This window comes from Microbacterium sp. TPD7012, from assembly GCF_003075395.1.
GTDB lineage: Bacteria > Actinomycetota > Actinomycetes > Actinomycetales > Microbacteriaceae > Microbacterium.
Genome location: NZ_QDFV01000007.1, coordinates 80,810 through 102,086 on the forward strand (window position 1 = coordinate 80,810; position 21,277 = coordinate 102,086).

Genomic DNA, 21,277 nt, shown 5'->3' on the forward strand with positions numbered 1-21,277 from the left:
CCATCATCGCTCGCACGCGGGGACGGACGATGTCAGTTCGCGACGATCTCGACCTTGAACCCGTCGGCGTTCTCCAGCCATCCCGCGTAGTGGTCGGGTCCGCCGGCATGCGGATAGCGCTCCTTGTAGAGCGGCTGCCAGCCGTTGACCGGAGCCGCGGAGATGACCGCATCGACCTCCGCCCGGGATCCTCCCCAAAGCGCAAGGTGGTTCATCCCAGGACGACGGCGGTCATGATCGGCGGCCGAGAGGTTCGGCGAGTTCGTCAGCGTCACGTATGCCCCACCGGCGTCCCAGGTCCGACCGCTCGGCCACTCCCCCGTGCAGGGGAGGCCGAGCGCGGTGAACAGCCAGTCCCAGGAGTCGACGACCGCATCGAGATCGGCGACCCAGATCTCCACGTGGTGGATACCCTTCACGACTGCCTCCTCGTTCCTCGCACTCAGCGGCGCACGAACTCCGCGACGATCGGCGCCAGAGACGCACCGATCTCGGATGCCGGGCGCTTCTGCCCCTTCACCTCGAAGGTGTGCCCTCCACCCTCGATCCAGACGACCTCCGCGTTCTGACACGTCGCGACCGCATCCTCGAACTGGGAGATCGGCTGGATGAACGGGTCGTTCGTCCCCTCCACGAACAGCTGCGGCACGGCGATGGCCGGGAGGTGCTCGATCCGCGGCTTCTCCGGCTTTCCGGGGGCATGCAGCGGATAGCCGAGGTACGCGAGCCCGTCGACGGCGAGGCCGTCGGCGACGGCCATGGACGCCATCCGTCCGCCGTAGGACTTCCCGGTCGCCCAGACGGTCGCGTCGGGGGCGGCGGCTCGGGCGAAGGCCACCACCGCATTCCAGGTCGCGATCGCGTGCGTCGCCGGGCCCGGCATCCGCCTCCCCTGCTCGACGTAGGGGAAGTTGAACCGCAGGGTCGAGAAGCCCGCCTCGCCGAGCGCATCGACGAACCCGGTGAGGAACGGATGATCCTTCCCCGTGCCCGCCCCATGCGCGACGATGACCGTCACGCCGTTCTCACCCGAGGACCAATCCGCGGAGACCGTCGTCGGTCCGGTCGGCAGCTCGACGGCGATCCGGACCATCAGGAGCGCAGGAAGGGGATCGCGAACGGCACGCGCATGACCTTGCCCGAGGACGCCCGCACCGTGCCGATGATCACGATCACGAGGTGGGCGAGCGACAGCGCGAAGTACACGGTGATCGGGATGCCGAGCGGGTAGAAGCCCGTCGTCGGCGACTGCGACGTGAGGACGAACAGCAGCACGAAGTGCAGGATGAGCAGGAGCGTGGACACCATCAGGTAGGTGAGTCCCCAGTTCCGCGCCGCCCGCGCGTTCTCGCGCGCCGTGCCGCCCGCGCGGAGAGACGATCCGCCGCTCACCGCCATCGCGATTCCGGAGGCGAGACCGCCGGCGAACGGGAACGGGATGACGATCAGGAACCCGAGCACCCAGGGCAGCAGGCCACGCGGCGGCACGGCCGCCGGGTACACGGGATATCCGGGCGCCGGGTACCCGGGCGCGACGTGCCCGGGAGCGGCGTAGCCGCCCGGAGCCCCCGGTGCGGGCAGGGGCCGATACGCGGGCGCCGCCGGCGGTGCAGGAGGAGGCGGCGGCGTGAACTCGCCCGGCGTCTGAGGGTCGTGCGAGGTCATCGAGTGTCGTCCCGCGGGCCTTCGACCTGGGTCGCGACACCGGGCTCATCGACGGGACCCGGTGCGGGCGTCTCGGGCGTCGTCCCCTCCGGCTGCGGTACCGGCTGCGGTACCGGGTCGGCCGGGCGCGGCGGCACCACCGGCTCCGCAGCGGGCTCGGGCGCCGGCGCCGGAGCGCCGGCCGGGATCCGCTCCCCGTACCGGGGCGGCTCGTCGAGGTTCACCGGGGGTCGCACCGGGGCGACGTGCGCCGAGCCGAGCACCTGACGAGCCTTGGAGAGCGAGGTGGGCATCACCGTGACCTCGTAGTGGTCCGCGGCGAACTGGGTGACGCTCGCGAAGTCGCGGCGACGACGCACGATCGCGTAGGTCACGAGGCTCAGCAGCATTCCCACGGCCACGCCGATGAACACGAAGCCGACGAACAGCTGGATCGGGACCTCGGGGTTGCCCAGCACGAGGATCGCGGAGAGGAAGAGCCCGAGCAGCACGCCGTTGATGGCACCGGAGCGGGCGGCAGCGGCATAGCCGAGCTTGCCGGTCACCCTCTCGACGGTGCGAACACTCTGGCCGACGATCGCGATGTCCCGCGCGGGCACCTCCCCGGCGATCAGCTTCGAGACCGTCTTCTGCGCGCTCTCGTAGTCGCGCGTCGACGCGACGATCTCGCCGGTCTCGGTACCGTTCACAGGACGGTTCAACATGCTCATCCGGCTATTCTTCCACGCCCTGCCATCCCGGGCCCGGGGAGCGCAACCCTCACGGCGGCTCTCGGGCCCGCGCACTACGCTGGGCAGGTGAGCACACAAAGGGTTTTCGCCGCGCGCCTGGCCGGGTGCGCCGTCTTCGACCCCCTGGGCGACCGCCTCGGCAAAGTCCGCGACGTCGTCATCGTGTACCGAAGTACCGCTGCTCCTCGCGTCATCGGCCTCGTGGTCGAGATCCCGGGCCGCCGCCACGTCTTCCTCTCCATCGGGCGTGTCACATCGATCCGCGCCGGGCAGGTCATCACGACCGGTCTGATCAACGTGCGCCGGTTCTCTCCGCGCGCCGGTGAGGTCCGTGTGCTCGCCGAGCTCCTCGGCCGTCGCGTGAACCTCGTCGACGGCACCGGCACGGCCGTGATCGAGGACGTCGCGATCGAGCCGAACCGACTCGGGGAATGGGCCGTCAGCCAACTGTTCCTCCGCCGCCCGAAGACGAGCGCCTCGCCGTTCGCGAAAGGGCCGACGACATTCGCGGCGTGGAACGAGGTCGCAGAGCAGCACTCCCCCGGCGAGGCCCAGTCGGCCGAGCAGCTCGTCGCCTCCTACTCGGAGCTGCATGCCGCCGACCTCGCGAACACGCTGCTCGATCTTCCTCAGCAGCGCATGATCGAGGTCGCCGAGGAGCTGTCGGACGATCGTCTCGCCGATGCCCTCGAGGAGATGCCCGAAGACGAGCAGGTCCACATCCTCGATCGCCTCGGCGACGAGCGCGCCGCCGACATCCTCGACCAGATGGAGCCGGACGACGCCGCCGACCTCCTCGCCCAGCTGCCGCCCAACCGGCTCGAGCAGCTCCTCGAGCTGATGGAGCCCGAGGAGGCAGAGGACGTCAGGATGCTCCTCCGCTACGGCCCGGACACCGCCGGCGGTCTGATGACCCCGGAGCCGATCATCCTCTCGGCGGATGCCACGGTCGCCGAGGCCCTGGCGCTGATCCGTCGGCATGAGCTCCACCCGGCGCTGGCGGCAGCCGTGTTCGTGACCCTCCCGCCGTTCGAGACCCCGACCGGCCGCCTCCTCGGCATGGTGCACTTCCAGCGGATGCTGCGCTATCCGCCGCACGAACGTCTCGGCGGGATCATGGACGACAGTCTCGAGCCCGTGCCCGCGAACGCGTCCGCCGCCGAGGTCGCGCGTCTCCTGGCGAGCTACGACCTCGTCTCGCTTCCCGTCGTCGATGCCGCGCGTCGCCTCGTCGGCGCGGTCAGCATCGACGACGTGCTCGACTACCTCCTGCCGGACGACTGGCGCTCGCATGACGACGACGAGCCGACGCCGACCGCCAAAGAGGTGCGCTGATGGCACGTTCGCCCCGCCTCGACGCGCCCCTCGGTCGGGGCACCACACGCGCCCGCCCCACCTCACGCGACCGCTTCGGCCGGTTCACCGAATGGGTCGCCCGCGCGATGGGGACCCCCGCGTTCCTGCTGATGCTCACGCTGTTCTGCGTGGCCTGGATCCTCTGGAACACCCTGACGCCCGATCATCTGCGATTCGACGATGCGGCACTGGGCTTCACCGCGCTCACCCTCATGCTCTCTCTGCAGGCCTCGTACGCCGCGCCGCTGATCCTGCTCGCGCAGAACCGCCAGGACGACCGCGACCGGGTGCAGATCGAGCAGGACCGTCAGCGCGCGGAGCGGAACCTCGCCGACACCGAGTACCTCGCGCGCGAGATCGTCGCGCTGCGCATGGCGCTCGAAGAGCGCAACACGCAGCTCGTCACCCGCGATGTCCTGCGCAACGAGCTGAAGGCGCTGCTCGCGGAGCTCGGCTCCGACGAGAAACACGATGAGAAGCACGACGACAGGCACGACGCCGAGAAGCGCTCCGGCGCCGCCTCATGACAGCGGCCGACAGAGTCCGCGCCGCCGTGGCCGCGGTCACGGATCCGGAGCTGCGCCGTCCGATCGGCGACCTCGACATGGTGCGCGAGATCGAGGTGGACGGCGACCGGGCGCGGGTCGGGATCGTGCTCACGATCGTCGGCTGTCCCGCCGCCGCACGCATCGAATCGGATGTGCGGGAGGCCGCGGCATCCGTTCCCGGCATCGCCGCCGTCGACGTCTCGGTGGGCGTGATGACTCCGGCCGAGCGCAAGGCGCTGACCGAGAAGCTCCGCGACGGACGCCCGGCGCGGCAGATGCCCTTCGGCCCCGAATCGCTCACCCGGGTCATCCTCGTCTCCAGCGGCAAGGGCGGTGTGGGCAAGTCGACGGTCACCGCGAACCTCGCCGTCGCCCTCGCCGATCAGGGCCTGTCCGTCGGGCTCGTGGACGCCGACGTGCACGGCTTCTCGATCCCCGGTCTTCTCGGCATCCCGGCGGGAACCCAGCCGACGCGCATCGACGATCTCATGCTCCCTCCGGTCGCGCACGGCGTGAAGACGATCTCTATCGGCATGTTCCTCCGCGACGGCGAGGCCGTGGTCGCCTGGCGAGGGCCCATGCTGCACCGCACGGTCTCGCAGTTCCTCACGGACGTGTTCTTCGGCGATCTCGACATCCTCCTGATCGACATGCCCCCGGGTACCGGCGACATCGCCATCTCGATCGGACAGCTGCTGCCTCACGCGGAGGTCCTGGTGGTGACGACGCCGCAGGCCGCGGCATCCGACGTCGCCATCCGCAGCGGCCTCGTGGCGCGGCAGACCGGGCAGCGCGTGATCGGGGTCGTCGAGAACATGGCCGCGTACACCCTCCCCGACGGCACCGTCGTCGACCTGTTCGGGTCGGGCGGCGGCGCGGCTGTGGCCGCTGCACTGTCCGAGGGCGGCGACGACGTGGCGCTGCTGGCGTCGATCCCGTTGAGTCCGGCGCTGCGCGAAGGCGGCGACGTCGGCATCCCGATCGTCACGACGGAGTCGACGGATGCCGCCGCCACCACGATCCGCGCGCTCGCGCGCTCCCTCGCCGGTCAGGGTCGCGGTCTCGCCGGACGATCGCTGCCGATGTCGATCGGCTGAGCAGCCGACGGCCCGAAGGCCCCGTGGGAGAATGGGACGATGCCCCCTCGCTCCCTCACGATCGATGAGAGCCTGCTCCGACGGATGGCGCGCGATGCCGCCGTCTACTCGCTCACACGCCCGGTCGCGATCATCATGTGGGTGGCACTCGCCGCGGCCCTCGGCATCAGCATCCTCAACCTGTCGGGGCTGGTCGCCGCCGGCGAGGACGACGGCGGTCTCGCCGCATGGATGCCGCCGCTGGTGATCGCCCTCGCCGTCATCGCGATCGTCATGTCCGTCTCGAGCGCCCGTCACGCCGTGCGCGCCGCGATGCCACCGGCGACGCTCGTCTGGGTCTCGCTGGAGGACGAGGTGCTGCAGGTGGGCAGCGGCGACCGTCGCTCGACCATCGCCTACAGCACGTTCCAGGGCGTCAGGGTGGGCGCGGACGCCGTGCTGCTGAAGCTGCGCGACGCCTCTGTCGCGACGGCGATCCCGCGCGCGCTGCTGAGCGACGAGGACGTCGCCACGCTCCGCGCGAAGATCGCCTAGGCAGCCATGCCCTCCGCACGACGCCTGGTCCGGCGCGACGCCGCGACGCGGATCAGCACGATGATCGTCACCGCGACCGCGAACGGCGGGAGGAAGACCGCCCCGAACGACAGCATCGTCCCGATCGGGTAGTCGGCGCCGCCTCCGCGGCCGAGTCCGATGCTCCCGCCGCCGAACGAGTCGCCTGCGATCAGGAACGCGCCGTCGTAGATGTCGAGCGAATCCGCGCACCGGACCTCGTATGGCCCCGCGGCCGGTGCGGTGAACTGCGCGGTCTGCTCGAATCCCGGTTTCGGCGTCATCCACCAGAGGGTGCTGCTCCAGTCGAGCGCCGGCGCCCCGCGCTGCGCGACGGGCTCGCCACCGGGGGCGACGACGACGCACTCCAGGCTTCCGAGGTTCGCGGAGATCCCCTGCGCCCAGATGCCCGCGCGCTCATCCGCATCGAGATCGACGACGATCGCGTCGCCGAGCGGATGAGGCTCCGCGCGGTCGACGGAGGCGACGATCGGCAGGACCCAGAGCATCCAGATCAGCGCGCCGCCGACGGTGCCGAGCACCGCGGCGACCACCGCGAGGCGGAGTCGGGCTGCGGGGCGAAGGTGCGACCCCGCAGGGTTCACGTGGCTTCGGGGTCGTACGGCGGCCGGTTCTCGGCGCTGAACGTCTGCGGCGCACGCGGTGCGACGGGCTCGGCGATGGTGGCTCGCGCCTTCGTCGCGGTCGCGGGCTGCGGCTCCTCCATCAGCGCATCGCGGATGATCCGACGCGGGTCGTACTGCCGCGGGTCGAGCTTGCGCCAGTCGACGTCATCGAGCTCGGGACCCATCTCCTGACGCATCTTCGACTTCGTGTCGCGGACGTACTCGCCGACCTTGCGGACCATGCGGGCGAATCCCTCTGCGGCCCGCGGAAGACGCTCAGGGCCGATGATGAGCACCGCGATGAGGCCGATCAGCAGCAGCTTCTCGAAAGTGAGCCCGAACGTCATCTGTACAGGCTACCGCCGCGCCTGCACTCCCCGCGCACACCGAGCGAATACGCTGAGATCGATCACAGTGCAAGCACGGAAAGGCAGGCCATGAGCGAGCACGAAGCGAACGCGCGTTTCCTTCGCGAGTCCATCATCGAGCCGGATGCCATCGCGCGCGCCCGGGCCCACGCGGTCGAACTGGGAGCGGCGCCCGTCAGCGCCGTCGTCGGATCGCAGATCGCCGTGATCGCCGCCGCGACCGCCGCCCGCTCGATCGTCGAGATCGGCACGGGAGCCGGCGTCTCGGGACTGTGGCTGCTGCGTGGAGCGCCGCAGGCCGTGCTGACCTCGATCGACAACGAGCCGGAGCATCTCGCCGCCGCCCGCCAGGCATTCTCCGATGCGAGAGTGCCCTCGACGAAGGCCCGCTTCATCACCGGACGCGCCTCCGATGTGCTTCCCCGCATGAACGAGGCCTCCTACGACATCGTGCTCGTCGACGCCGACCCCGAGAACGTCATCGAGTATGTCGAACACGGTCTGCGCCTCGCCCGCGCCGGCGGCATCGTGCTCGTTCCGCGCGTGCTCGGCGGCGGCCGCGTCGCCGATCCCGTGCAGCGCGACGAGATCACCGCGGCGTACCGCTCGCTCGTGCAGGAGACGCAGGAGTCGTCGGCCGTGCTCGCGACGGTCTCCCCCGCCGGCGAAGGGCTCCTTCAGCTGGTCAGCATCGCCGATCGCGCCTGACTCTCGTTCCGGACGTCAGCCACCCGGAACGAGAAAGAGGGCGACGGATCCGGAGATCCATCGCCCTCGCAGACCCGCATCGCGGATCCGGGGTCAATCAGGCCGGTGCCACGACGGCGGCCAGCACGTCGTGAAGTTCCTTGGCCTCGGCGTCGTTCACGGAGACGACCAGACGGCCGCCGCCTTCGAGCGGAACGCGCACGATGATGAGTCGCCCTTCTTTCACGGCCTCCATGGGTCCGTCTCCGGTCCTCGGCTTCATCGCTGCCATCGTGGCTCCTTTTCCTCCGGTGGTATGGAATGAGTTTATCGGGTGTCACCGGCGCCTGGACGTCACCTGTGAAGAAAAGCGATGAGCGTTCACTCTCAGGGCACCTGCCAGAACGTGTTCCCGAGGGCGTACATCGGGAGTATCCAGGCCCACTGACCGACCAGGCAGAGCACCAGGACACCGACTCGCCACCACCGTGATCGCGGCACAGCCAGCGCTCCCCACATCGGGCTCAGCGGCAGCAGCAGCCGGAAGGTGCTCGACTGCGGGAAGAACACCGCGAGCAGATACAGCAGATAGCTCGCGCTCCACAGTCGCAGGTCCGTCCCCACGGCGCGCACCTGCGGGAGGTACAGCAGCGCGGCTCCGGCGGCCACGACCAGGAGCGCCAGTGCCACCGGCCCCGCCCACCCAGGCAGCCCCCACAGCCCGAACCAGAACTGGGACGCCTGCACCCACCCCTCGAACGGCACGAATCCCTCGACGCCGCCGGCGATCCAGTGCCGCCGCCATGCGAGCTCCGTGGCGAGATAGGCGCCCGGATCGCCCGTGACGATGCCGGCGAGAAGCTGCCAGGCGAAGCCGGTCGCGGTCGCGAGAGCGCCCAGGGCGACGATGTGCGCGATCTCGACACCGGTGAGGGGATCGTCGCGGCGACGTACCCACCGGACGATGCCGTGCAGTCCGATGTAGAGCGCGAAGGCGAGGATTCCCGGCCGGGTGAAGGCCATCACCGGGATGAGCACATAGAGCCACGCGTATCGTCGACGGGTCATCGCGTCGAGCGCCAGGAAGAGCAGCAGGAGGAACAGCGTCTCTGCGTAACCCACCTGGAACATCGCGGCGAGGGGACCTGCGGCGAAGAACACCACGGCCCAGGTCGCGGCGGAGGCCCCGATGCGATCGCGTAGCAGTCGGTGCAGCGCCAGACAGGCGAGGTACCCGGCGACGAAGGAAAGCAGGAATGCTCCGGCGCCCCACGAGCCGAACACGAAGCCGAGTGCCTTCGCCGCATATGCGAACACCGGCATGAACGCCCAGGCGTTCTCCGCGACATCGCCGGAATCGGTCAGCGGCAGTTCGGCCGGGTACCCGCTCTCGGCGACCAGCCAGTACCACTGCGCGTCCCAGCCGAGCACGAAGTCGATGAGTCCGGCATCCGCTCCGAAGCGCGACAGCGACGTCGAGACCGAAGCCGCCGCGAGGAAGAACCCCGTGGTGACGACACGTGCGACGAGATAGATCACCGCGATGCGCAGGGCGAGGGGCGCCTGCGCCCAGCGACGGGCCGCGCTCAGTGCGAGGTGAGCCATGCGCGCAGGCCCCGCTCCACGGCGTCGATCTGCGCCAGAGGCACGCGCTCCTCGTCGTGGTGGGCCAGGTGGGGATCGCCGGGGCCGTAGTTCACCGCCGGGATGCCGAGCGCCGAGAAGCGCGCGACATCGGTCCAGCCGTACTTCGGTCGTGGCTCCGCGCCCACGGCCGCGACGAACTGCTGCGCGATCGGGGCGTCCAGCCCGGGGCGGGCTCCCTCTGCAGCATCCGTGATCTCGACGTCGAACCCGGCGAGCACGCCGCGCACGTGCGCCTCGGCGTCGGCCGCCGACTTGCTCGGAGCGAAGCGGTAGTTCACCTCGACCTCGCACGCGTCGGGGATCACGTTCCCGGCGACACCGCCGGCGATGCGCACGGCGCTCAGGCTCTCGCGGTACAGGAGCCCGTCGACGGGCACCTCCTTGGCCCGGTACTCGGCCAGACGGGTGAGGATGGGCGCGGCGCGGTGGATCGCGTTCTCGCCGATCCACGCGCGTGCCGCGTGCGCCCGCACGCCGGTGGTGCGGACGATCGCGCGGAGCGTGCCGTTGCATCCGCCCTCGACCTCGCCGTTGGACGGCTCGCCCAGGATGGCGAAGTCCGCCTGGAACAGGTCGGGGCGCACGGCCGCGAGGAGCCCGAGACCGTTCTTCGAGGCCTCGACCTCCTCGTTGTCGTACCACATCCAGGTGACGTCGATCGCGGGCTCGGCGAGCTCGGCGGCGAGCTTGAGCTGCACCGCCGTCCCGGCCTTCATGTCGACCGTGCCGCGCCCCCAGAGGAAGGGGACCCCGTCGATCTCGATGTCCTTCGTGGGCACGTTCTCGTTGATCGGCACTGTGTCGATGTGCCCGGCGATCGCGACGCGCTGAGCGCGGCCGAGGTTCGTGCGCGCGACGATCGTGTTGCCGTGGCGGATCACCTCCAGATGCGCGAGGGGAGCGACGGCCGCCTCGATCGCGTCCGCGAGGGCCTTCTCATCGCCCGAGACGCTCGGGATGTCGCAGAGTGCGCGGGTGAGTTCCACGGAGGACGCGGTCAGATCGAGCAGCATGTCCACCAGCCTACTTACACCGTCATGTGCGACGTGGTCGATCGGCGGGCGCGATAGCGTGGAAGCATGAGTGAATCGCGCAGCGTGTGGGGCATCGGACTGACCACGATCGCCGGAGACGGCACGGTGCTCGACGCGTGGTACCCCGAGGTCGGCGTCGGATCGCCGACGGCCGGCGATGCCGCCGCCGCAGCGGCCACCTGGGAGGCGCTCACCGGCCCGGATGACCGCCGCAAGGTCACGGTCGAGGTCGTCCAGCTCCAGATCGACCTCGACGCCCCGCCTGCCTCCACGTCTGACGCCTACCTGCGCCTGCACGCGCTCTCGCACCTGGTCGTGCGACCGAACGAGCTCAACCTCGACGGCATCTTCGGCCACCTGCCGAACGTGGCGTGGACGAACGCCGGCCCCGTGCACCCCGCGGACGCCGCCCGCCTGCGTCCGTTGCTGCAGCGCGCCGGCATCCAGGTGCAGGGACTCGACAAGTTCCCGCGCCTGACCGACTACGTGCAGCCCGCCGGCGTGCGGATCGCCGACGCGTCGCGCGTGCGCCTCGGAGCGTACCTCTCCCCCGGCACGACCGTCATGCACGAGGGCTTCGTGAACTTCAACGCCGGCACGCTGGGCGCGTCGATGGTCGAGGGACGCATCTCCCAGGGCGTCGTCGTCGGCGACGGCAGCGACATCGGAGGCGGCTCGTCGATCATGGGCACGCTGTCCGGTGGCGGCACGCACCGCGTCTCGATCGGGTCGAGGACCCTTCTCGGCGCGAACGCGGGGATCGGCATCTCGCTCGGAGACGACTGCGTCGTCGAGGCGGGGCTCTACGTCACGGCCGGAACGAAGATCGTGCTCGTCGACGGCCCGCAGACCGCTGACGGCGGTCGCGTCACGGTCAAGGGCGCCGAGCTCTCCGGCCAGGACGGGCTCCTGTTCCGCCGCAACTCGCTCAGCGGCGCGGTCGAGGCCGTGCGCCGCGCCGGCATCGGCGTGACCCTGAACGAGGCGCTGCACGCCTGATCCCTGACCCGTCCGACGGCGTCCGCCGGGCGTGGCGGGCCGGCACACAGGTTGTGCGTGATAGTGTCGGCATGACGCTCCTCGCAGTGCGAGACGTCTGCGTCGTCGACACGCTCCCGCGCCACTTGCCTGGTTCTGGCCATTTCGAACGGCGAAACGATGCGCGATCCCGCGCCGTCGCCCACCTTCCGCACCCGGCCCTGATGGTTCGCGCGTGCACTCTCGGAGATATACCCTATGACTTCCTTCCTCGATCTCGGCGTGCCCGCCGACCTCGCCGCCGTCCTCTCGAAGGACGGCAAGACCGAGGCGTTCGCGATTCAGCGCGACACGCTTCCCGACTCCCTCGCCGGCCGCGACCTGCTCGGCCGCGGCCGCACCGGCAGCGGCAAGACGATCGCCTTCGCGCTCCCCCTCGTCTCCCGCCTCGCCGCCTCGTCGCGCACGAGCCGCCCCGGCCACCCGCGTGGTCTCGTGCTCGCTCCGACCCGCGAGCTCGCCACCCAGATCGCCGCGACCATCGCGCCGCTCGCGGCAGCCAAGGGCCTGCGCGTCACCACCGTGTTCGGCGGCGTCAGCCAGCGCCCGCAGGAGCAGGCCATGCGCAGCGGCGTCGACATCGTCGTCGCGTGCCCCGGCCGTCTCGAAGACCTCATGAAGCAGCGCGTCGTGCAGCTCGACGCGGTCGAGGTCACCGTTCTCGACGAGGCCGACCACATGGCCGACCTCGGCTTCCTGCCGGGTGTCACCCGCATCCTCACCGCGACCCCGGCGGGCGGTCAGCGCCTGCTGTTCAGCGCGACCCTCGACCGCGGCATCGACACTCTCGCCCGTCGCTTCCTCTCGAACGCCGTGAGCCATGAGGTCGATGAGGAGAGCGTGCCCGTGGGCGAGATGACCCACCGTGTGCTGGTCGTCGACTCGACGGACAACAAGACCGCTCTCGTGCGCGACCTCGCCTCCGGCACGGGTCGCCGCATCCTCTTCACGCGGACGAAGCACCAGGCGAAGAAGCTCGCCAAGCAGCTCACCGCCGCCGGCATCCCCGCGGTCGACCTGCACGGCAACCTGTCGCAGAACGCGCGCGAGCGCAACCTCAGCGCCTTCTCGACCGCTCCCGACAAGGGTGGCGTGCGCGTGCTCGTCGCGACCGACGTCGCCGCCCGCGGCGTGCACGTCGACAACGTCGACCTGGTCGTCCACGTCGACCCGCCCGTCGAGCACAAGGCGTACCTGCACCGCTCCGGTCGCACCGCTCGCGCCGGCGCCGCAGGAACCGTCGTCACGGTCGTGCTCCCCGAGCAGCGTCGCGACGTCAAGGACCTGCTGCGCAAGGCCGCGATCGACGCACCGCTCGAGAACGCGACGCAGGATGCCATCACCGGTCTCGTGCCCGAGCGCGCGGCTCACGTGCGTCCGGCTCCCATCCAGGCGCAGCAGCCGCAGCGTCAGGCCAAGCAGCGTCCGGCCGGCGGAGAGCGTGCCGGCGCCTCCACGCCCCCGGCACGTCGCCGTCGTCCCCGCTCCGGCCAGGGCGGCCAGGGCCAGGGCGGCCAGGGCCAGGGCGGCCAGGCCCGTCAGGGCGGCGCCTCGCGCCAGGGCCAGGGCGGTCGCGGCTACCAGGGACGCTGAGTCTCCCCACCTGATCCGCTCGCAGATCAGGTGACGCGAAAGGTCGCCGCGCATTCGCGCGGCGACCTTCTGCGTCCCCGTGGCGGGGCGTCAGCGCCGCACCGCGTCCAGGACCACCGGGTCGGAGCACCCGCGGACGAAGCCCGCGAGACGTCGCCGGATCTCGAAGCCGAGCACCCGCGCGCCGAGCCACTCGGCGATCGGTGCGAGCCAGACCGGTCGGCAGGAGAAGTTGTACTTCCACACGGCCAGCGTGCCGCCAGCCACGGCCGTGAACCGCCACCCTCCGCCGAGCTTCTCGAAGAACCACGGCCCCGTCTCCATCACCATTCCGACGTTGGTCGGCGGCGCATAGGAGACGTAGCTGCTCACCATGGCGAAGCCGAGACGCTGCCGGGTGAAGGTGCGCACACCCTTGGCCGGAGCATCCGCCTCGTCCAGGAAATGCTGTTCGCTGATGAACGGATCCCAGCGTCGACGGATCGCTCCCGTCGTCTGCGAGACGGCGAAGGCCGTCGCCGGGTCCACCGGCACGACGGCTTCGGCGCTGACGACGGGCATCGGACGCCGGTGTCAGCGGGTCTGGAACGTGCGCTCCGGAGACCCCGTGTACAGCTGCTGCGGGCGACCGATCTTCGTCTGCGGGTCGAGCTGCAGCTCGCGCCACTGTGCGAGCCAGCCCGGCAGCCGGCCGATCGCGAAGAGCACCGTGAACATCCGGGTCGGGAAGCCCATCGCCTTGTAGATGACGCCGGTGTAGAAGTCGACGTTCGGGTACAGACGGCGCTCGCGGAAGTAGTCGTCGGCGAGCGCGAGCTCCTCGAGCTCCTTCGCGAGGTCCAGCAGCGGGTCGGTGACGCCCAGCGAGGACAGCACCTCGTCCGCGGCCTCCTTGACGAGCTTGGCGCGCGGGTCGTAGTTCTTGTAGACCCGGTGCCCGAAGCCCATCAGCTTCACGCCCTCTTCCTTGTTCTTCACCCGCTCGACGAAGCGCGAGACGCTCTGACCGGAGTCGCGGATCTGGCCGAGCATCGTGAGGACGGCCTCGTTCGCCCCGCCGTGGAGCGGACCGGAGAGGGCCTGGATGCCCGCCGAGATCGACGCGAACTGGTTCGCGCCCGTGGAACCCACCAGGCGCACGGTCGAGGTCGACGCGTTCTGCTCGTGGTCCTCGTGGAGGATGAGGAGCAGCTCGAGAGCCTTGGACATGACCGGGTTGATCTCGTAGGGCTCCGAGAGCACGCCGAAGTTCAGCTTGAGGAAGTTCTCCACGAACCCGAGCGAGTTGTCCGGGTAGAGGAAGGCCTGGCCGACGCTCTTCTTGTGCGCGTACGCCGCGATCACCGGAAGCTTCGCGAGCATGCGGATCATGTTCAGCTCGACGTGCTCGGGATTGTGCGGGTCGGTCTGGCCCTCGTAGTAGGTCGAGAGCGCGGCGACGGCCGAGGACAGCACCGACATCGGGTGCGCGGTGTGCGGCAGGGCCGAGAAGAACCGCTTGAGGTCTTCGTGCAGCAGCGTGTGACGACGGATCTTCTCGTCGAACTCGGCGAGCTCGGAGGCCGACGGCAGCTCACCGTAGATGAGGAGCCAGGCGACCTCGAGGTAGCTCGTGGAGTTGGCCAGCTGCTCGATCGGGTACCCGCGATAGCGCAGGATGCCCTTGTCTCCGTCGATGAAGGTGATGTCCGACTTGGTCGACGCGGTGTTGACGAATCCGTAGTCCAGACCGGTGTAGCCGGTCTGCCGGGTCAGGGTCGAGAAGTCGATGCTGTCGTGGCCTGCCGTGCCGCGCACCAGCGGGAATTCGGCGGTCGTGTCGCCGATCGTCAGCTTCGCCGTCTGGTCTGCCGCTGCGCTCACGCGGACCTCCTCCTGGTGTCCGACCCCCGCTCGTCGCGTCGGTGTCGGACAAGATCTTGATCAAGCCGGAACTGGCGATCTCACGGCGCTGAGGCACCAGGTCGGTACCCGACCGAATCGCCTTTACAGCCTAGTAGGCACGCAGGCCTACTGTGACATCCGCCAAACGGACGGCGGATTTGACGAGGGAATCTACAGCTTTCCTTCATTCAGGCGTCGCGCGGCCTCCAGGACGCGGTCGGTCGCCGCGGTCAGCGCCAGCCGCACGTGCTGCCCGGACGCCGTTCCGTAGAACGGACCCGGACCCGCGAGGATGCCGAGATCGGCGAGCCGGCCCATCGATTCCCAGGCATCCCGCCCCTCGGTCGCCCAGAGGTACAGCCCCGCCTCGGAGCCGTCGATGCGGAAGCCCGCGGCCTCCAGCGCCGGACGCAGCGCATCGCGGCGCTCACGGTAGAGCTCCTTCTGGACCGCGACATGCTCGTCGTCGCCGAGTGCCCTCGCCATGGCGTGCTGCACGGGCGCAGGCGGCATCAGCCCCAGATGCTTCCGGGCCGTGAGGAGATCGCCGACGATGTGGGCGCAGCCCGCGACGAAGGCGGCGCGATACCCGGCGAGGTTCGACTGCTTGCTGAGCGAGTACACGCTGAGCAGGTTCGACCGCCGTCCGCCCGTCACGCGCGGGTCGAGGATCGACGGGATGGGCTCGGTCGCCCACGGCCCGTCCCAGCCCAGCTCCGCGTAGCACTCGTCGCTCGCGAGCACCGCGCCGAGCTCACGCGCACGCCGAACCGCCGCGGCCAACTCGTCGACGGTCCAGGTGCGTCCGTCGGGGTTGCCCGGCGTGTTGATCCAGATGAGCTTCGCACCCTCGGGCCACTCGGCGGGGTCGTCCGCGGCGACCGGCTCGGCACCGACCACGCGGGCACCGACCTCGTAGGTCGGGTAGGCGACGCGCGGATGCACGACGATGTCGCCCGCGCCGAGCCCGAGCAGCGTGGGGAGCAGGGCGACCAGCTCCTTGGAGCCGATCGTCGGGAGCACGTTGTCGACCGTGAGGTCGGGCACGCCGCGCCGACGCGCGTACCAGGCGACGATGGCCTCGCGCAGCGAGGGCGTGCCGAGAGTCTGCGGGTACGCGTGCGCGTCGGTCGCCTCGGCCAGAGCCCGGCGGATGATCTCCGGCGTCGGATCGACGGGAGAGCCGACGGACAGGTCGACCAGACCACCCGGATGCTGCGCGGCGCGGTCGCGGAACGGCACCACGGCGTCCCACGGGTAGTCGGCGAGGTCGCGGACGCTCACAGGGGCGCCTACTCGCCCTGAGGCGGCAGAGCGGCGATGATCGGGTGGTCGAACGTGTACACGCCGACCTTCGCGGCGCCGCCGGGCGATCCGATCTCGTCGAAGAACTCGACGTTGGCCTTGTAGTAGTCCTGCCATTCGTCGGGCAGGTCGTCCTCGTAGTAGATCGCCTCCACCGGGCACACCGGCTCGCAGGCACCGCAGTCGACGCACTCGTCCGGATGGATGTACAGCGAGCGCTCACCCTCGTAGATGCAGTCAACGGGGCACTCGTCGATGCAGGCGCGATCCTTGACATCGACGCACGGGAGGGCGATCACATACGTCACTCCCCCAGTCTACGACTCGCGGGCGACCGCTTGCTCCGCAGAGGGGGTCTCCGTGCGCACGGGAAGCCGCGAGAGCGACGGCCAGGCGACCACGAGCAGCACGAGGCCGGCGACCAGATAAGTCCAGATCCGTCCCGCGAGCGAGTCGGCCACGACGACCGAACCGCCGGGTCCGACGCCGGAGATCAGCACGAGCATCCCGATCATGCCGAGGCCGGCGGCGACGGCGGCGCCCCGATCGTGGGTGAGCGCGCGGACCGCGATGAGGATCGCCGCACACGCGATCGCCCCGACGATCAGCCCGACCGGGATCGGGCCCCACATGAGGCTGTGCCCGATCGTCCCGGCGACACCGTAGACGCCGCCCACGAGGGCGGCCGCGACCCACGACAGGACTCTCGACACCCAGCTCACACGCACCCCTCGATCCTACCGGCGCGGCCTGTGGATCCGGAGTGGGGCCTCGGCTTCACGCCGCGAGACCGAAGAGCCGCAGGAGCGCCGCGACGAGCGCGGCCGCGACCACGACGACGAGGAACGACTGGCGCAGCCAGAGGAGACCGCCGGCGACCAGCAGCGCGGGCACGCGCGCATCCACCGTGATCGCCTGGCCGTCGCCGAGAGTCTGCACCGCCACGAGAGCCGCGAGCAGTGCGACCGTCAGCAGATCCGAGATGCGCGCGGGCCGCGGCGCTTCGAGCAGCTTCGGCGGGACGAGGTACCCGACCGCCTTCAGCGCGAGACAGATCAGCGCGGCGAGCAGGATCGCGCTCCACAGGCTCATGCCCCCTCCTCCGCTCCGGAGTCCGCCACGGGTGTCTGCTGCGGCGGGCGTCCGAGCCAGTTGAACCAGCCGACGACGATGGCCACCAGGGCGGCGATGAGCACAGGCAGCCCCGGCATGAGGAACGGGGTGAGCGCTGCCGCCACGACGGCCGCCGCCACGCCGACGGCGATCGCCTGGCGCTGCTTCAGTCGCGGCCAGAGCAGCGCGAGGAACGCGGCGGCCGCCGCCGCATCCAGCCCCCAGGTGCGGGGGTCGCCGAGCACGTCGCCGACGAGCGCGCCGACCAGCGTCGTGATGTTCCAGCCCACGAAGATGCCGATGCCGGTCACCCAGAAGCCGACCTGCCGCAGGCGCGGGACGGTCTGCGAGATCGCCACTGCCGTCGACTCGTCGATCGTGAAATGCGCAGCGGCGGCTCGCCGCACGGGTCCGCCTCCGACGAGGGGCGACATGCGCATCCCGTAGGCGACGTTGCGCACCCCGAGCAGCGCGGCGGAGGCGACGGCCGAGGGCAGCGCGGCCAACCCGCCGGCGGTGAAGACCCCGACGAACGCGAACTGCGATCCGCCCGTGAACATGAGCAGACTCAGCACGCAGGTCTGCCAGACATCGAGACCGGATGCCACGGCGAGCGCCCCGAACGAGATGCCGTAGGCGCTCGTCGCCAGCACGACGCCGAGAGCTTCCCGCCAGACCTCACGCTCGGCGGTCATCGCGCCGATCCCAGGCTCGTTCGATCTGGTGAACACATGCCTATCATTCTGAACACCGAAGAACGGATAGTCAAGCGAACGATCGTTTGACATGATGAACACATGGAGGATCTCCGCACCCGTATCTCCCGCACTCTCCGCCGCGAGCGCGAGACCGTCGGCCTCTCGGTCTCCGAACTCGCGCGGCGCGCCGGCGTGTCCAAGGCGACCGTGTCCCAGCTCGAGAGCGGTGCGGGCAACCCCAGCGTCGAGACGCTGTGGGCTCTCGGCGTCGCACTCGGCGTCCCCTTCGCGGTGCTCGTCGACCAGCAGTCCAACGCGCCGACGCTGATCCGTGCCGACGATCTCGCCGGCGTACCGTCGTCCGCCGCGGCCTACAGCGCGACGCTGCTGTCCGCCAGCCCTCCGGGGGCCCGCCGCGACGTCTACCTGATCCAGGCCGAGCCCGGCGACCCGCGGCTCTCCGACCCGCATCACGCCGGGACCATCGAGCACGTCATCCTGATCGCCGGGCAGGCACAGGTCGGGCCGGTGACGGAGCCGATCCTGTTGAACCCCGGCGACTACCTGACGTACGCCGGCGACGCGCCGCACATCTTCGAGGCGACGGCATCCGGCACGAGCGCCGTGCTCATCTCCGAGCTGCGCTGATCGTCCCCCGCTCCCCACTCACTCGGCACCGCCCGCGGGCGAGGGATCGGGGATCTCGTGCGGCCGGTACTGCGGCAGCCGCGACGCCGGGAGGATCGCGAGAGCGCTGATCCCGGCCAGCAGGAGCAGGCCGAGCTTGAGCGTCCCCAGGCGCGCCTCCTCGTTGACGACCACGGCCGCATCGACCTGCTCGGGCGTCGCATCCGTCGCTTCGAGCGCGGTCCGGAGATCGTCGTTGCTGACGAAGTTGAGGTTGTCCATGTCGACCTGGGCCACCAGCGCCGGCGGAAGATCCGGATGCTCGACGACCGCGCGTCCGATGCTGAGACCGAGCAGCGACACCAGCAGGGCCCCGGCCAGCGCGGTTCCGACCGCCGAGGCGAGGTTCTGCGTGGTGCCGCGCAACGATCCCACATCGCCCGCCAGCTCGGCGGGAGCCGCCGTCACCAGCACGTTGAACACCAGGGTCACGAGCGCCCCCTGGCCGATGCCGAACACGATGAGGCCGAGGATGGTCGGCAGCGTCTCCCAGTTGTTGCTCACGACGAACGAGAGCCAGACCAGAGCCGCCGTGGTGAGGATGAAGCCGAAGACGCCGATCGTGCGCGGCGGGAACCGCCTGTAGAACCGCACCACGAGCGTCGCCGTGATGAAGACGGTGAGATTGAACGGCATCATGGCGATCGAGGTGTCGAACGGCGTGCGCCCCTGCACGATCTGGATGTAGAGCGGGATCGTGAAGTTCACGCACGCTTCCAGAGCCACGACGATGAACATCGCGTACACCGCGGCACGCTCCCGCGAAGAGCCGAGCACGCTCAGGTCGATCAGCGGGACCTTGCCCTCCGCCATCCGCTTCCTCGTCCACAGGAAGAAGCCCTGCCCGAGCACGAGACCGACGACGACGAAGACCGGAGCCGGCGAGAGCCCGACGATGCTGAAGGGTGCCGCGTCCGTCGCCGCGACCGCACCCCACGCGTTCAGGTTGTTGAACCCCAGCGTGAGCAGCACGATCGCCGCGCCGATCAGCAGCGAGGCGACCAGGTCGATGCGGATCGAGGCGTCGCCGCGGTCGCCGCGCAGCGTGAAGCTGAGCGCGAAGACCAGCACGGCGATCCCGAGCACGATGAAGAACATGGGCCGCCACCCGACGAGGGTTCCCAGCGTGCCGCCGATCAGGAAGGCGCTGACGCCGGAGATCGCCCGCGCCGAGCCGATGGCGCCGATCGCGGTCGCCTGCTGCGCCCCGCGGTAGTTCTCGGCGATGAGGGCGACGATCGACGGCACGATGATCGCCGCAGCGGACCCCGCGACCGCCTGACCCGCGATCGCCCATCCCACGGTCGGCGCGACCAGCATCATGATCGAGGATGCCGCGAACAGCGCGATCACGATCCGGAAGATGAGGACCCAGCCGATGCGCTGGCCGAGCTTCGCGCCCGTCATCACCAGTGCGGCCACCGCCAGGCCGTACATCACGATGGTCGTGCTCGCGACGGTCGGAGGCACCCCGAAGTCGCTCACCATCCCGCCGAGCGAGATCGGCAGTGCGGCCACGTTGAACGACATCAGCACCTGCGCGAGGAACAGGCTGACCATCGGCAGCCAGGAGGTCTTGGTCTCGGGCTGCTCTGTCTGCGTCATGGCTTCTCCTGCTCGGGGGATCGAGGAACAGCGGCGGAATGCTCCGGCGCGGGAGCCGAGGCGAAGAGGTTCAGACCGAGCGCTCGCGACAGGTAGCCGATCGCCATCTGCGCTCTCACGGAGTTGCCGGCATCGTCGAGTCGCGGCGAGAATCCGGCCACCGCGCCCTTGCCGGGTGCGACGGCCACGATCCCGCCGGCGACGCCGGACTTCGCCGGAAGCCCGATCTCGAAGAGCCAGTCCCCCGAGCGCTCGTAGAGCCCGCTCGACGCGACCACGGCGAGCGTGTCCCGGCACACCTCCGCCGAGACCACGCGCTCCCCCGTCACCGGGTTCACGCCGCCGTCGGCCAGCGTCGCCCCCATCACGGCGAGGTCGTGGGCGGTGACGCCGAGCGCGCACTGACGCGTGTAGACGTCGACGACCTCGTCGGGATCGCCGCTGAGCCGGCCGTAGCTGCGCAGCAGCCACCCGAGGGCGCGGTTGCGCTCGTTCGTCGCCGCCTCGGAGGCGTACACGACGCCGTCCAGGCTCAGCGAGCGCCCCGCGAAGGCCGAGAGCCCCTCGCGGACGCGCTCCCACTGCTCGGCCGTCGTCGATCCGGGCATCAGCGCGGTCGTCGCGATCGCCCCGGCGTTGACCATGGGATTCATCGGATGCCCGTCGTTGAGCTCGAGCGCGACGACGGAGTTGAAGGCGAGCCCAGTGTTGTTCACCCCGACGATGTCGCGCACACGCTCATGCCCGTGCTCCTGGATCGCCAGGGCATAGACGAACATCTTCGAGATCGACTGGATCGAGAACGGATGCAGCGCGTCACCGGCGTCGTGGAGACCGCCGCCCACCTCGATGACCGCGAGGCCGAAGAGATCGGGGGCGGCCTCCGCGAGCACCGGGATGTAGTCGGCGACGCGTCCGCCGTGCTCACCGGAGAACCGGGAGTGCGCCTCTCGGACGATGTCCTCGACGCGGTCCCAGCCGGGCAGCGTGCCGGTGGACACCTGTTGCGGGACGTCGAGCCAGGCGGCGGGGTCGAGCACGCG

General features: G+C 70.3%; 26 protein-coding genes. 8 read left to right on the top strand and 18 right to left on the bottom strand.

All coding sequences use genetic code 11. The annotated features are described in order from the left end of the window. Window positions 1–32: 32 nt before the first annotated feature. The 4 genes from DC434_RS17245 to DC434_RS17260 are packed head-to-tail and all read right to left on the bottom strand — an operon-like array spanning window position 33 to window position 2,375. Window positions 33–419 carry a VOC family protein gene (locus DC434_RS17245; protein ID WP_116636549.1) on the bottom strand — a complete coding sequence of 129 codons (387 nt, stop codon included), beginning with the start codon at window positions 417–419 and terminating at the stop codon, window positions 33–35. 23 nt (window positions 420–442) lie between these two features. Next, entirely contained in the window at window positions 443–1,093 is a 651-nt protein-coding gene (locus DC434_RS17250) for an alpha/beta family hydrolase (RefSeq protein WP_116636550.1), read from the bottom strand. Beyond that, entirely contained in the window at window positions 1,093–1,665 is a 573-nt protein-coding gene (locus DC434_RS17255) for a DUF4870 domain-containing protein (protein WP_116636551.1), read from the bottom strand. Before DC434_RS17255 ends, DC434_RS17250 begins: the two co-directional genes overlap by 1 nt. Continuing rightward, window positions 1,662–2,375 carry a general stress protein gene (locus DC434_RS17260; RefSeq protein ID WP_243408995.1) on the bottom strand — a complete coding sequence of 238 codons (714 nt, stop codon included), beginning with the start codon at window positions 2,373–2,375 and terminating at the stop codon, window positions 1,662–1,664. The genes DC434_RS17255 and DC434_RS17260 overlap by 4 nt, the downstream gene beginning before the upstream one ends. 87 nt (window positions 2,376–2,462) lie before the next feature. On the opposite strand from DC434_RS17260, the gene DC434_RS17265 reads away from it, so the two are divergent. Genes DC434_RS17265 through DC434_RS17280 form a run of 4 tightly spaced genes read left to right on the top strand, consistent with a single transcriptional unit; the run spans window position 2,463 to window position 5,931 of the window. Next, entirely contained in the window at window positions 2,463–3,731 is a 1,269-nt protein-coding gene (locus DC434_RS17265; protein ID WP_116636552.1) for a CBS domain-containing protein, read from the top strand. Then, the gene (locus DC434_RS17270; RefSeq protein ID WP_116636553.1) at window positions 3,731–4,279 is read left to right on the top strand and encodes a DUF1003 domain-containing protein; all 549 of its coding nucleotides are present in this window, start codon (window positions 3,731–3,733) and stop codon (window positions 4,277–4,279) included. The genes DC434_RS17265 and DC434_RS17270 overlap by 1 nt, the downstream gene beginning before the upstream one ends. After that, window positions 4,276–5,397 (top strand): Mrp/NBP35 family ATP-binding protein, encoded by a 1,122-nt coding sequence (locus DC434_RS17275; protein WP_116636554.1) that lies wholly within the window; start codon window positions 4,276–4,278, stop codon window positions 5,395–5,397. Before DC434_RS17270 ends, DC434_RS17275 begins: the two co-directional genes overlap by 4 nt. A gap of 39 nt (window positions 5,398–5,436) precedes the next feature. Beyond that, a complete protein-coding gene (locus DC434_RS17280) occupies window positions 5,437–5,931 on the top strand; it encodes a YcxB family protein (protein ID WP_116636555.1) in 495 nt (164 codons plus the stop codon). Here DC434_RS17280 and DC434_RS17285 read toward each other — a convergent pair. Further along, window positions 5,928–6,554: a hypothetical protein gene (locus DC434_RS17285; protein ID WP_133192837.1), complete on the bottom strand. Its 627-nt coding sequence runs from the start codon at window positions 6,552–6,554 to the stop codon at window positions 5,928–5,930. The two genes, DC434_RS17280 and DC434_RS17285, sit on opposite strands and share 4 nt — an antisense overlap. Beyond that, a complete protein-coding gene (locus tag DC434_RS17290) occupies window positions 6,551–6,922 on the bottom strand; it encodes a twin-arginine translocase TatA/TatE family subunit (protein ID WP_116636557.1) in 372 nt (123 codons plus the stop codon). The genes DC434_RS17285 and DC434_RS17290 overlap by 4 nt, the downstream gene beginning before the upstream one ends. A gap of 90 nt (window positions 6,923–7,012) precedes the next feature. On the opposite strand from DC434_RS17290, the gene DC434_RS17295 reads away from it, so the two are divergent. After that, complete coding sequence (locus DC434_RS17295) at window positions 7,013–7,651, top strand: class I SAM-dependent methyltransferase (protein ID WP_116636558.1); 639 nt, start codon at window positions 7,013–7,015, stop codon at window positions 7,649–7,651. Between the two features lie 97 nt (window positions 7,652–7,748). Here DC434_RS17295 and DC434_RS17300 read toward each other — a convergent pair whose 3' ends face one another. The 3 genes from DC434_RS17300 to dapE form a co-directional block, all read right to left on the bottom strand. Next, complete coding sequence (locus DC434_RS17300) at window positions 7,749–7,922, bottom strand: DUF3117 domain-containing protein (protein WP_017203323.1); 174 nt, start codon at window positions 7,920–7,922, stop codon at window positions 7,749–7,751. A 95-nt stretch (window positions 7,923–8,017) separates the two neighbouring features. After that, window positions 8,018–9,235 carry a hypothetical protein gene (locus DC434_RS17305; RefSeq protein WP_116636559.1) on the bottom strand — a complete coding sequence of 406 codons (1,218 nt, stop codon included), beginning with the start codon at window positions 9,233–9,235 and terminating at the stop codon, window positions 8,018–8,020. Beyond that, a complete protein-coding gene (dapE, locus tag DC434_RS17310; RefSeq protein WP_116636631.1) occupies window positions 9,217–10,290 on the bottom strand; it encodes a succinyl-diaminopimelate desuccinylase in 1,074 nt (357 codons plus the stop codon). The genes DC434_RS17305 and dapE overlap by 19 nt, the downstream gene beginning before the upstream one ends. 66 nt (window positions 10,291–10,356) lie before the next feature. Between dapE and dapD the strand changes: the two genes are divergently transcribed. Beyond that, window positions 10,357–11,310: a 2,3,4,5-tetrahydropyridine-2,6-dicarboxylate N-succinyltransferase gene (gene dapD / locus DC434_RS17315; RefSeq protein ID WP_116636560.1), complete on the top strand. Its 954-nt coding sequence runs from the start codon at window positions 10,357–10,359 to the stop codon at window positions 11,308–11,310. Window positions 11,311–11,547: 237 nt separating this feature from the next. Next, entirely contained in the window at window positions 11,548–12,942 is a 1,395-nt protein-coding gene (locus tag DC434_RS17320; RefSeq protein WP_116636561.1) for a DEAD/DEAH box helicase, read from the top strand. A gap of 90 nt (window positions 12,943–13,032) precedes the next feature. On the opposite strand, the gene DC434_RS17325 is transcribed toward DC434_RS17320, so the two are convergent. The 7 genes from DC434_RS17325 to DC434_RS17355 form a co-directional block, all read right to left on the bottom strand. Then, a complete protein-coding gene (locus tag DC434_RS17325; RefSeq protein ID WP_116636562.1) occupies window positions 13,033–13,503 on the bottom strand; it encodes an SRPBCC family protein in 471 nt (156 codons plus the stop codon). 12 nt (window positions 13,504–13,515) lie between these two features. Then, complete coding sequence (locus DC434_RS17330) at window positions 13,516–14,805, bottom strand: citrate synthase (RefSeq protein ID WP_116636563.1); 1,290 nt, start codon at window positions 14,803–14,805, stop codon at window positions 13,516–13,518. A 192-nt stretch (window positions 14,806–14,997) separates the two neighbouring features. Next, complete coding sequence (dapC, locus tag DC434_RS17335; RefSeq protein WP_116636564.1) at window positions 14,998–16,110, bottom strand: succinyldiaminopimelate transaminase; 1,113 nt, start codon at window positions 16,108–16,110, stop codon at window positions 14,998–15,000. 8 nt (window positions 16,111–16,118) lie between these two features. Next, window positions 16,119–16,439, bottom strand: a complete 321-nt coding sequence (gene fdxA, locus DC434_RS17340; RefSeq protein ID WP_046013877.1) for a ferredoxin — start codon at window positions 16,437–16,439, stop codon at window positions 16,119–16,121. Window positions 16,440–16,448: 9 nt separating this feature from the next. Beyond that, window positions 16,449–16,859 carry a histidinol dehydrogenase gene (locus DC434_RS17345; protein WP_116636565.1) on the bottom strand — a complete coding sequence of 137 codons (411 nt, stop codon included), beginning with the start codon at window positions 16,857–16,859 and terminating at the stop codon, window positions 16,449–16,451. Window positions 16,860–16,908: 49 nt separating this feature from the next. After that, the gene (locus DC434_RS17350; protein WP_116636566.1) at window positions 16,909–17,223 is read right to left on the bottom strand and encodes an AzlD domain-containing protein; all 315 of its coding nucleotides are present in this window, start codon (window positions 17,221–17,223) and stop codon (window positions 16,909–16,911) included. Beyond that, window positions 17,220–17,939 carry an AzlC family ABC transporter permease gene (locus DC434_RS17355; RefSeq protein WP_116636632.1) on the bottom strand — a complete coding sequence of 240 codons (720 nt, stop codon included), beginning with the start codon at window positions 17,937–17,939 and terminating at the stop codon, window positions 17,220–17,222. Before DC434_RS17355 ends, DC434_RS17350 begins: the two co-directional genes overlap by 4 nt. Window positions 17,940–18,041: 102 nt before the next feature. Between DC434_RS17355 and DC434_RS17360 the strand changes: the two genes are divergently transcribed. Then, on the top strand, window positions 18,042–18,590 hold the full coding sequence (locus DC434_RS17360) for an XRE family transcriptional regulator (RefSeq protein WP_116636567.1): 549 nt from the start codon (window positions 18,042–18,044) through the stop codon (window positions 18,588–18,590). 18 nt (window positions 18,591–18,608) lie between these two features. Here DC434_RS17360 and DC434_RS17365 read toward each other — a convergent pair whose 3' ends face one another. Both DC434_RS17365 and glsA read right to left on the bottom strand, forming a co-directional pair. Further along, the gene (locus tag DC434_RS17365; protein WP_116636568.1) at window positions 18,609–20,234 is read right to left on the bottom strand and encodes an MFS transporter; all 1,626 of its coding nucleotides are present in this window, start codon (window positions 20,232–20,234) and stop codon (window positions 18,609–18,611) included. Next, on the bottom strand, window positions 20,231–21,274 hold the full coding sequence (glsA, locus tag DC434_RS17370; RefSeq protein ID WP_116636569.1) for a glutaminase A: 1,044 nt from the start codon (window positions 21,272–21,274) through the stop codon (window positions 20,231–20,233). Before glsA ends, DC434_RS17365 begins: the two co-directional genes overlap by 4 nt. Window positions 21,275–21,277 lie beyond the last annotated feature (3 nt).